Source organism: Butyrivibrio sp. WCD2001 (assembly GCF_000424485.1).
GTDB lineage: Bacteria > Bacillota > Clostridia > Lachnospirales > Lachnospiraceae > Butyrivibrio.
Genome location: NZ_KE384200.1, coordinates 198,292 through 210,073, shown reverse-complemented (window position 1 = coordinate 210,073; position 11,782 = coordinate 198,292). Strand labels below are relative to the sequence as shown.

Sequence of the window (11,782 nt, the reverse complement as noted above, 5' to 3'; positions counted from 1 at the left end):
ATATTTATGCCACAACTAAACGAAACTCCTTTGCCTTCGCAAAGGAGCCTCATAAAACTCACTTAATAATATCAACCAGCTCTTCTCGCTTTTCTATTCATAAGGCGAACCATCTCTTTTTCGAATCCCTCTGTACTCTCACCCCTGAACATAACTTTAACTGTCAGCATGATAAGTCTTATATCAAGACTGAGAGACTGGTTTTCAATATAGAGCATATCGAGTCGTAACTTATCGAATGCAGATGTATTGTATTTTCCGAAAATCTGAGCATAACCTGTAAGTCCTGCTTTAACCTTCATTCGATATTTGAATTCCGGAAGCTCCTTGGTATAGAGTTCTACATGCTCGACTCTTTCAGGCCTTGGTCCCACAAAACTCATATCACCCATAAGGATATTGAATACCTGCGGAAGCTCATCCAGTCTGTACCTTCTGATAACTGAACCAACCTTGGTAATTCTGGGATCGAAGTTGATTGTCGGTTGTAAACCCTTTGCCTCTGCATCAACTATCATACTTCGGAATTTTAGGATTTCAAACACCTCACCATCCTTTGTACATCTCTTTTGTTTGAAGAACACCGGACCGCCATCCTCGATTTTTATAGCAAGAGCAATGAGGAGCATGACAGGAGAAAATGCTACCGTAAAAACTATTCCGAAACATACATCAAATATTCTCTTCGCATTTAATCTCTTATGATCTTCATAGACGTAATCATACTTCATAAGAGGTGTATCCAGGAGATGTCTTGTAGAGCATCCCTGAAGAATAATATCTTCAACTCTTGGTGTAAAGTAGAAATTTTTATGTTCATCTATGCATCTCTGCATATAAACTCGTCTCTGTTCTACCGACAGTCCAAACATTATTACCGTACAGCATTCAGATAGTTTTTCTTCGAAGGAAAGGGGATTTATCGACTCATACTCAACATATCTGAAATCAAACAGATGACTGTATTTTTTAAGAATTCTCTGTTCAAATCTTTCGGCTTCATCCCTTGAAACCCAGCTTCCGATAAGAAGCAGCGTCTTCTGAGGAGTTACGCAGTTCATGAAGTATCTCTTGGCAGCCATGATGATAATTGCCGTCCCGACCACCTGCATAACTACTATGATTGCTCCCGGTACAAAGCTTGTATATCTGTTTCTGATAAGGTTACATTCGACATAAAGTATCAGATCCGCAATTCCAAAAGAAATAGACTGCGACAGAACCATCTCAGATATCGAGGAAGACGCAATTCGAAACGCATTATACAGGTTGCATAATCCGTTATATATAAACACGTATATGATTACTGAAATAAAACCGCCAAGCACATAGTATGTCTGAAAAGCATTGCGATTGTAGAACGCATACCAAATATATGCGAACAATCCAATGTTCCAAAGCATTACGATGAACTTGGCTGTATGTGTCACCTTTTTGCTTTTCAAGTACTTCCCCTCATCCGTCAGCTTCGCTGACACCTATCACAAACGGAAAGGCTTTAATTCATACCATCCGATCGCAAGAAATAATTATTCTGTCCAAAAAATTAATTCATTTTAAGAAATGCAAATGTTCCGGCTCTGTTAACCGTGCAGATTACATGTCCTTCGCGTACTTCGTCAACCTGCACTTCCTGCCAGTTGCCCTTGGAGCACATCTGGAATACTCTATAGATATCGCCGTCGTGAGCACCGTAAACCTTGAAATCAACCTGTGCTGTACTGAAACGAACACCGGGTGCGTAGGTCTCAACCACGTTCTTAACCGATCCACCGATCTGTGCTGCAAGGATCTTTGCGGAATCAACCTTGGCAGATGTGGTCTCTCTCATAACGAAAGTTGCTCTGGTCTTAACTCCGCAGATAACGAGCTTTCCACCCTGTCCTACAGGGATCGGGCAATCAAGTCCCGGGGCTTTAAGAACTGTATTTACAAAAGGCTCTGATGCCGGTGAATAACCGCTTCCAACTGTGTTATTCTTAACAACCACCTTCGGTTTTGATGCTTTGCCGTTTTTAACCGTAACCTTTACTTCTACGTTGGTCTTTTTATTTGCAAGCTCAATAACTTTATTGTAAAGGTTCTGCACCTGCGCTTTGAGGTCAGCGATTTCTCTCTCAAGATATTCACCATGTGCTTTTGCTTCCTGATATTTGCCTTCTGCCAGACCGCGCTGGTAAGCTTCTTCAGCTCTGGGTGATCTGATAACAGTAGCCCCTGCTAATATCGGGGTTGACATAATCATTGCTCCCGCCAACAATAAAGCCATTATCTTTTTCATAACAGTTCCCCTTTCTACGCCTTTCAGCGTATGATACTCATAAGATAACCTAAATTAATATTATCAAAAATACGACTAATATACTACTTAAAAAACTATAAACTCTGCATGAACACTAGCTTTATTTTTACTTAATTACGATTAATCGGATGGCAGCTCAGGTGTCTGCGTATCACCTACATCCGGTATCTCATCATTCCTGTCAATAGTGCCGTTTTGATCATCTATAAGGCACCCTACGACCACCCACTGTTTATCCGGATGCTCAGGATCTACGGTCACAAGACTCACAAGGAAATTGTCAGGTGTCGCCCCCTGTTCCCATTCGCTTCGAATGTTAGTGGCTGAGGTCCAATCCTTCTTCATATCATCAAGGTACTGCTGACAGCCCTCTGCTTCCGTGAAATCATACTGATGCATCACATCATTATTATCTCTCGCGTAGGCTGTCCAGACTTCGTATGTCAGTATGTTATCCGCGATGGCAATCATGAATGTCTCGTGGCTGTTAAAAAAGTCTTCATCCGCGAAATTCCAGAGCTCCGAGAACATATCCCCGTCCTTCGTGGTGGATCCGTATATCACGGTGTTAAAATCGCACATGTCATTCATGTTGACCGACTCAATATAAATCCCGCCCTTTTCACTCTCCTTCGTTCCGGTGATATCATGAGTCTTGTAATAAGTGTCGTCACCATCAAGACTCTGGGCGATCGGATAATCAATATTCGTATCAGGTACGACAAGCCATCCGAAAATATCAGGATTCTGATCAATAAGTTCCTGAGATTTCTTTGTTTTTTCCTCTTCGGTTTCAGTCTGATTACCGCATGACGCAAGAACAGCCGCCACACTCATACCAATCAGAAATAGTCCCCCTTTTTCAAGCAACTTATAAACTGTCCATTCTTTATATCGGTTCATTGTTTAGTTTCCTTTACCCCTGCACATCGATTTTTTCATAAAAAACATCTAGAAACATCTCGTATTTAGCATCCTCGTCCGGATAGAACTCTTCGAACTCATCTCCAAGTCTCGTTTCACCTTTAAGAAGCAGCAGGCTGTCAGCATCAAACTTATATCCGGAAACAGTGGATGCTATATAGGACAGCTGATCAGCCGAAACATCTGTTACCATTTGCTTGCTTATTTCTTTGTAAATATCCACTGCGAGCGTAGGCTGACTCTCCGCCCTATCAATAACCTGTGAAATAAATGCTGTCAGATATATTTTTTGTCTCTCAAGTCTTCTGTCTGCTGATCCTATCTGAGCCATATTTCTTCCACGCAAAAAAGCAAAAGCGGCTTCACCGTCAAGATGAACGGTTTCTCCCGCTTTAAAGTTGTAATCACCGCTCTCGAAATCAGCTGTGGGCGTCACATCCACACCTCCGACAGCATCATTTATCGTAGTGATTGCACTCATATTGATAGCCGCATAACCATGTATGGGCAGTTTGTAAAACAGATCGCTCACAGCTCTCTTCTGGAGCTCACAGGAACCTTCAACGCCATCTCCGAAGCCGTGCTGAAGCGCAATCTGTGCCTTTATCGTGTTTACAAAATTGCCATATTCATCGTACATTTCAATATCCGTCATGGTATTTCTGTTAATACCGATGACCTTGGTCGTTTTATCATGAGGATTGAAAACAATAAGAAAAAGTGCATCTGCCTGACCGCCGTTTATCTCGCCGTACACAGGGCTGACCTCCTCGTCCTTCTTGTCAATTCCCATCACAAGAAATGTCATTATATCATCGTTATAATCGTATATTTCGCCGTTATGCTTTACCCAGTCGTCCTCCCATTTCATGGCACTCTCTGCCTGGGTCAGCACCTCAGTGCTCTTAGTTACAGGCGCACTTACAGCATTTTTTGAAAAAAGGCCGGACTTACCAATGACCCTTGTAGCCTGAAAAGCTCCAAGGCCCACCAAAATCAGTGTGACCACTATACACCATATAAGCAGGAATTTATTTAATCCATTTTTTCTTCTTTCATGCCCACTCATAATTAATTACCTACGGTTTCTGATTCTCCCGTTCCAAATCCCTCTGTGTTAAATCCGTCTGTTACTACACCCTCCGGATAAGCGTTGTAGCTCTGGTCGCTTGAAAACAGCACATTGCCGTTACTTTTAATACTGTCGATATTTGCCGGAAAAACTCTGGACTGTTTAGTCACATTACCGGACTTATCACTCACAGCATAGTAAACAACAGCAGTTTCCTGCTCTTCGTTCAGAATTGTCTTCTCAACAACTATCCTGTCTGTGATGTCCCCGTCAATAGCATCATAAGCTACCACTCCGTTAAGAAGATCTGCTTCCTTCGTATTTTCATCGTAAGTGAGCTCATATGAGGAGAACCTCATCTCAGGCTGAATTCTATCAGTCATGTTGTAAAACCAGACTATGAAAACAGCCATCACTATACTTCCTATTGTGAAAAAGAATGCAAGTATATTACTTTTCACTTATAGTTCCTCAATCCTTTCTGACTACGCCTTCAATGTAATCAAGTTCATCAAGATTGCCCTTGGCCGCTGCACTTGAAGGTGCAGGTCTCTCTGACTTTACCTGCGGCTGCATGATTCTTCCCGGCTTTCCTCCGGTCATACTGCCATCACTGTATGAATCATTTTTTCCGTAATATTTCCCGTAATACTTGCCATAATATCTGCCGTAATATCTGCCATAATGACCGTAAACGCCGCCGGTCATATCAACCTTATTGAGCACTGCACCTATAACCTTGGCACCCGCTTTATCAAGCTGACTTTTTACCTTCTGAGCAAAGCGGTAGCTTATGGCATTATCCTCAATAACCATTATTGTGCCGTCACACTGCTTCGCGATAACGGCTGCATCAATAACACTTCCAAGAGGAGGAGTGTCGATTATTATATAGTCGAAAACATTCTTCATGTTATCGAGAATCTTGCTGAAAATCTGACCTCCAAGAAGCTCACTGGGATTGGGCGGAATAGGTCCAGAAAAAATAACATAAAGGTTCGGAGTATCGGTCTCGCATATAACATTGGAGAGCTTCTCGCGGCCCACAAGACAATGCGTAAGACCAAGTCTTACGGAGCCTGTCTTATAGCGGCCTACCATTACAGATTTTCTCATGTCCGCATCCACAAGAACCGTCTTCTTTCCTGCCTCCGCAAAGGCTCTCGCAAGTGCCATGGATACACTGGATTTGCCCTCGCCGGGTGTGCAGCTGGTCACCGAGACTGCGCGCACATCCTGCCCGCTGAACTCAACGTTACTTCGAAGAGTTTTGTAGGCTTCCTTTATCTGGTAATTATTTTCGGATTCGCTGAAATGTAATGTGGTTTGCTGCATGTTACCCCTCATCCGGCGCTGCGCGCCACCTTCTCCACAGGAGAAGGCATAAATAATTTTCTACATACCACCTTTTCCAGAAAGGTAGCTATTACGTCTTACTTGATTTTGATTTTCTCTTTTTCTTATTGTTCTGCTCATCGGATATCGCAGGTATCATGGCAAGGGTGCTGAGTCCCAGGTATGCCTCTACGTCATCACTTGATTTTATAGTGTCATCCATAAGGTAATTGAGAATGATAACTACGGATACCACAACAACAGCTGCAACGCCGCCGATCATAGTCCACCTCTTTGCACTGGGGCTGTACTTTTCAGTCGGCATGTTTGCAAGCTCTGCTATGTTAATGGCATCGATATCCATAACGTTCTGAATGTGTTTTGAAGCAACCTCACGCACGCAGTTGGCTTCCTTCATCGCCATCATAGGATCGGAGTCCCTGACAGTGATTGCTACAATACGCGTATCATCAGGAGTGCTGATGGATACGAGATTGCTCAGCTCGTCGTAATCCATGTCGAGTCTGAGTGTCTGAATAACCTCTTCAAGCACATAGCGACTTTTTATCAGCTGTGCATAATCCTGCGTCAGCTGCGTGGATATCTGCACGTCCGAATAGGTTACGGTCGCGCCTTCTTCCTTGTTCAATATGTATATTTTTGTAGTTGAGGAATACAATGGAGTCAGTACGAATTTACTGACAAATAGACAAAGGAGCGCAAAGAACACTCCCGCACTCAGGATGAGCCATGCTCTTCCAAGTAAGACTGCGAACAATTCCCCCAGATTAATTTCAATTACATCATCTTTTCCCATACGCCCCTCATTCGTCCGGTCACAGAATCAAGTAAATAATCCTTCCCTAAAAATCGGTTAAAGGATCAAATTTGTTTGTCAGATAACTTCATTTCTTAGCACTTTCATGGCATTATCATGAAAAATCTTAAGCGCATAATCTTCGCCGAGCTTCCCCTCCACATAATCCCGACAATCCAGGAGGTGCGGCGCCCGCGAACCATTGTCATGTGCATCGGTTGCAACAAAATGAACCATCTGTTGTTTTAATAACTCTCTGGTAAAATGCCTTATTCCAAGGCCATATTTTCCCATTACGCTATTAGCATTAACCTGTATATATATTCCCATATCTAACAGTTCATCCACATACTTCACATGCTTAGCCATATCCGCATAGCGTTCAACATGCGCAAGAATCGGCATGTATCCTGCTGACTGAACTGCGTACAGGGCATTATGTATAGTCTTATACATATCTGTTGGATGAAACTCTATAAGTACATAATCCGACTGGGCAAGAGTTGATGCTCTTCCACTCTCGAGCTCTCTGAGCGTCTGATCACTGTAGTATATCTCATTTCCGGGAAAAAGCTGAACGTTGATACCTGCCTGATGTGCTCTCTCCATAAGCTCACCCGTATATATCGGAAGATGTTCCGGGCTTACATTGTGATGCATCGGCTTATGATGCGGAGTCAGTATCATGCCCTTAGTGCCCTCTGAATAAGCGGTTTTCAGCATTGCAAGACTGGTCTCCATATCAGGAGATCCATCATCCACACCGGGCAATATATGACAATGAATATCAATTGAAGGTACCACGAAAAATAGCTCCCCGACCTACTATAACTTGTACTTATACACTATATATTATACTTCATGTGGTTTTGTATCGCAATAAAATAAGATAAACAAAGGCCCCGGATGAGAGCGCTCTCATCCGGGGCAGAAAGGGATACTTAAATTAGCTTTAAATTACTAATTAATAGCAATATCAAGTTATTGGTTATTTAACCTTAATCTTGAAGGTCACTTCTGTTGTAGCTTCCTTGTGTGTATCGTCGCCGGCTGCCTTAACTGCAACCTTAACCTTATAAGTGCCCTTCTTAAGACCCTTCTTAACAGTTACCTTACCTGTCTCACTGTCGATCTTAATGTTCTTGTTACCACTTACCTTTGTATAGGTTACATCGCCCTTTGCCTTGCTGACTTTAACCAGTTTGGAAATCTTTATCTTCTGAGTCTTTTTGCTAACCTTAGAAGCCTTGATGGCTACTGTCTTACCCTTAACCTTAAGAGTATTCTCTTCCTTCTCCTTAACACTTTCTGCAGGAGTAGTAGCTGTAGCAGTCTTTGCTTCTTCCTTTGTTTCTACTGAAGATGCTTTCTCCTCTGCGGGCTTTGTCTTCTCTTCAGTCTTCTCCTCAGTTTTTTCCTCCGTCTGCTCGGAAGGTGTTTCTGCAGGTTCCTCTACAGCAGGCTCCTGTGTAGCGGGCTCTTCTGTAGCAGGCTCTTCTACAGGATCAACTGCCTCACCTGTAAGAACGATAGTTCCAAATACCTCTGTTGAAGACCAACCGTTACCTGTGTTATCTGCCCAGCTGAGTGTTCCGCTTCTCTTTCCTGATGCGTTAGCATCGTTGATCTGAAGTTCAAGACCAACCTGAGCACCTGTCTTAGGTGTGATGTCTGTCCACTTGAATGCTGCTTCGATCTGATAGCCACCCTCTGTAAGAACTGCCGCAGACTTTACATTATCCTCAATACACTTTGTGCCGTTGAAGCTGTGCTCGTTCAGATAGTTAATTCTGTACTGCTTGTCATCATCCTGATATGAACTTGTCTTTGCATTGTTCTCATCGATGAATACTTCAAGTGAATCCTGCTGGTACTCATCAGATGAATCCTTGTTTAAAACTGCGTCCTTAACATCTGCAAGAACATAGAGATACTTAGAATCCCAAAGGAGCTTAGCTGATGCCTCTACCTCTGAACCAAGGTTAATTGTAAGCGGAACTGCTTTAACATCATTCCATGCATCATCAACCTTACCGTCAACTACTACGCTGCCGCTTGCAACTGCAAGAAGAGGCTTAACTACTGTTACTGCGAAATACTTGGTATCGAGCTTATTCAGATCGCTGGGATTCGGAAGTTCATCAAGTGCCTTAACCAGAGTTGTATCACCAAATACAACTGCATTGCATTTATCTGATGCAACAAAATCCATCTTTACTTTATTTGTTTCAAGTGCTTCCTGATCAACCTCAAGATTTACTACTGCCTCATAACCTGTATCTGTTACTTTTGCCTCTTCTCTTGTAACATTTACAAATTTGAGTTCTCCTGTTCCGTCATCTGCCAGAACCATGAAGCCATCTGTTTCATTCACTGTTGAGTCGTTTACGGTTACCTTTACAGTAATCCCGTTCTCATCCCAAACAGGAATAAATGTAGCATCGAAATCGTCGCCTGTAACCTTGTAAGATTCTCCTACTGAGAAGTCATCATTTACTTTCTGCACAAGAGTAATGCTTCTGATCTCGGGCTCAAGCTCACCTGCTTCGGCAAGAGCATAGAACGCATTCTTTGCATGGTAGTTATCATCGAACAGAAGAGGATACTGTCTTGAGCTTCCGTTTGATCCGCCACCGTTGTTGTTTGCTGTCTGGAGCCATGAATGCTTATCTGTGATTCCCCAGATAGTCATACCTGTGAAGTTCACGCCTTCATTTCTAAGTCTTCTGATTGTGTCATAAACTGCTTTGTATCTCTCAGCGAGCTTCTCGTCCGTTGCACTTGCAGCTCCTTTGAAGTCAAGCTCGGTAACCTGAACCTGATCAACGAGTTCTGCATATCTTCTTGCAGCAATCTTGAACTGCTCCATTGTAGGAGAGTTAGCTGCAACCTGATAATGAGCCTGCATGCCCATACCGTCGATTCTTGCGCCGGGTGTAGCCTTAACATTTTCGATAAGCTTGCAGATACCTTCCATCTTGTTAGTAACTGTCTCGTTGTAGTCGTTGTAGAAGAGGTCAACATCTGCAGGCATATATTTGTTTGCATATACGAATGCATTGTTGATGAACTCGGGTGACTCATATACCCTCCACCATGTTGAGTTCTCGCTTGCATTTCTGTATGTACCTGTTCCGTCACTGACTGCCTCATTAACAACATCCCAGCCATAGAACATTCCTGCATATTTGCTGCCCTCACCTGTGAAGTGCTCAGCAACTTCTCTGATGTATACCTCGAGACGCTTGTTCATAACCTCAGGTGTTACATAAGGCTTTGAAGTATCATAATCCTCACGGAAGAAGAAATCCGGTGTCTGTGAGTGCCATACAAGAACGTGGCCTCTGATCTTGATCGGCTTCTCGGGATGCTGTTCATTCCAGTCAACAAAGAAGTCGAGACGACTCTCAGGTAATGAGAAATCAAGTACCGGGAATGCAATCTCCTCGCCATCAAGAACTTTTGTCGTGATCTCTGCATTTGCCTTAAGCATTGACTCAGGCTTAAGCTCATTACCAAGTGTTACGCCATTGAAATGCTTTGTTGCAAGCTCCATATCAAGAGGATCACGGAACTCATCATAACTTGCTGCTGTACCGATGATGAAATCATCACCCATAAGAGCTGTTACGGGATCGCGAAGATCCACGATATCCTGCTCAACTTCCTTCTTGGGACGAAGTGCTTCAGGTGTGTTATCAACTGTAAGTTCTATCTTTTTCACTGTAACATCAAACGGGAATGCCTCATCCTGGTTATTCATAGCCATGATAGCAATTCTGCATGCATCTCCTGTTGAAGAAGGGCGATAAGTATATGTGCTCTGTCCACTCTGTCCGTAAACCTGAGTTACCTCAGTATCCTGCTCATCATATAACTTAAAGCAAAGAATATTTGTTGCTTCAGTGAAATAGAACTTTATTTCCTTGATATCATCTATTGCATAGGTCTTGCCAATGGACATCCAATATTCATTCCACTGTTCAGCGTATGAAAGAGTTTGTCCCTCAACATCCTCGCCTGTATTCTTATTGCTGAACTTAAGATCATCACCTTCGAAAACGATTGTCTCTTCGTATTCATTCTTCTCGGAAGATGATCCATCCTTTTTATTTACCTTGATGCTTGTGACGGTCACGCTGTAAGGATAGTTACCCTCAGCCATGGACATGATACCAACATATCTTACAGTACCATCAAAGTCAGGGGTATATGAATACTCGCTACTGCCGTTTGCGTTATAGTCCTGGAATTTCTCGCCGGCTTCTGACAGTTCGGAGTATAGCTTGATGCAAAGGTTGTCACCCTGATCCTTAACTTTAACCGAGATCTTATCTACCTGATCTGTAGGGATATCCTCTCCCAGATCATAAACGAACTCCTCATACTGAGCGTTGAATGTAAGTGTTCCCTGTGCTGAGATGCTCTGATCCCATCTGCCCATAAATACCGGAGCTTCAGTATTTTCCTCTGATCCTGCAGCATTCTTACGCTCAACAGATATGTCTGTAACTGTGACGCTCAAAGGATACACGTCGGCATTATCGTTACTCATAACAGCAACGTATCTTACTGCTCCGTCATAGTTTGGAGTAAAGGAATACTCATCCTTTCCGCTGCAGTTGTATTCATGGAAATCTTCTTCTTGCTGACTAAGTGAAGCATAAAACTTAATGCAAAGGTTTCCACCCTGATCTTTTACCTTTACAGAAATCTTCTCAATCTCATCTGTAGGAATCTCTTCTCCGAGATCATAAACATACTCCTGATATATCTCTGAGAATGTAAGTTTTCCTTTTACAACATCATTCGGATTCCATCTGCCTCTGAATTCAAGTCCTTCAGTTTCAGCTTCCTCCTCGGCAGCTGCAGGTGCGGCCTCTTCGGCTGCTTCCTTAGTCTCCTCTGCTGTTCCAACAGTTTCGCTCTCATTAGCCTTGGTTTCTTCAGCCTTGGTTTCTTCAGCCTTGGGTTCTTCAGCCTTGGTTTCTTCAACCTTGGGTTCTTCCACTTTTTCCTCAGCTGCCTCTTCCTTCTTCTCTTCGGGAGCTTCAGCTTTGGTTTCTTCTTTGGTTTCTACCGCTGCCTCTTTTACTTCCTCTTTTGTTTCAGACTCAGCTTTCTCTGCTGTCTCCTGCTCAGATCCAGTAGTCTCTTCCGCCTGTACTACTGCTTCTTCTGTAGCCGCATTAACCGGTAGCGTACTTACATTGACAGATGATACAGCGAGGACTGCTGCCATCAAAACAGATGACATACCCCAATACTTTTTGTGCATACCTTACACATCCTCCTTTAAAATTTTGTCGACGTTGTGCAATCCCCCTATATT

General features: G+C 43.0%; 9 protein-coding genes. All 9 read right to left on the bottom strand.

Annotated elements, in window-relative coordinates; translation table 11 throughout:
• Positions 1–71: 71 nt before the first annotated feature.
• The 9 genes from G630_RS22910 to G630_RS0118770 all read right to left on the bottom strand — a co-directional run bounded on the left by G630_RS22910 (position 72) and on the right by G630_RS0118770 (position 11,728).
• The gene (locus G630_RS22910) at positions 72–1,445 is read right to left on the bottom strand and encodes a sugar transferase (protein ID WP_049946310.1); all 1,374 of its coding nucleotides are present in this window, start codon (positions 1,443–1,445) and stop codon (positions 72–74) included.
• Between the two features lie 101 nt (positions 1,446–1,546).
• Positions 1,547–2,281, bottom strand: a complete 735-nt coding sequence (locus G630_RS0118805; RefSeq protein ID WP_026499451.1) for a hypothetical protein — start codon at positions 2,279–2,281, stop codon at positions 1,547–1,549.
• A 141-nt stretch (positions 2,282–2,422) separates the two neighbouring features.
• Positions 2,423–3,205, bottom strand: a complete 783-nt coding sequence (locus G630_RS23990; RefSeq protein ID WP_049946309.1) for a class B sortase — start codon at positions 3,203–3,205, stop codon at positions 2,423–2,425.
• A gap of 13 nt (positions 3,206–3,218) precedes the next feature.
• Positions 3,219–4,295 (bottom strand): LCP family protein, encoded by a 1,077-nt coding sequence (locus G630_RS0118795; RefSeq protein ID WP_044959902.1) that lies wholly within the window; start codon positions 4,293–4,295, stop codon positions 3,219–3,221.
• Between the two features lie 2 nt (positions 4,296–4,297).
• Positions 4,298–4,759, bottom strand: a complete 462-nt coding sequence (locus G630_RS22900) for a DUF5011 domain-containing protein (RefSeq protein WP_139176184.1) — start codon at positions 4,757–4,759, stop codon at positions 4,298–4,300.
• 10 nt (positions 4,760–4,769) lie between these two features.
• The gene (locus G630_RS0118785; RefSeq protein WP_022760873.1) at positions 4,770–5,633 is read right to left on the bottom strand and encodes a polysaccharide biosynthesis tyrosine autokinase; all 864 of its coding nucleotides are present in this window, start codon (positions 5,631–5,633) and stop codon (positions 4,770–4,772) included.
• A gap of 91 nt (positions 5,634–5,724) precedes the next feature.
• Positions 5,725–6,450: a YveK family protein gene (locus G630_RS0118780; protein WP_026499449.1), complete on the bottom strand. Its 726-nt coding sequence runs from the start codon at positions 6,448–6,450 to the stop codon at positions 5,725–5,727.
• A gap of 78 nt (positions 6,451–6,528) precedes the next feature.
• Positions 6,529–7,254, bottom strand: coding sequence for a CpsB/CapC family capsule biosynthesis tyrosine phosphatase (locus G630_RS0118775; RefSeq protein WP_022760871.1), 726 nt, complete (start codon positions 7,252–7,254; stop codon positions 6,529–6,531).
• A gap of 184 nt (positions 7,255–7,438) precedes the next feature.
• Positions 7,439–11,728, bottom strand: coding sequence for an endo-1,4-beta-xylanase (locus tag G630_RS0118770; protein ID WP_026499448.1), 4,290 nt, complete (start codon positions 11,726–11,728; stop codon positions 7,439–7,441).
• Positions 11,729–11,782: the final 54 nt, after the last annotated feature.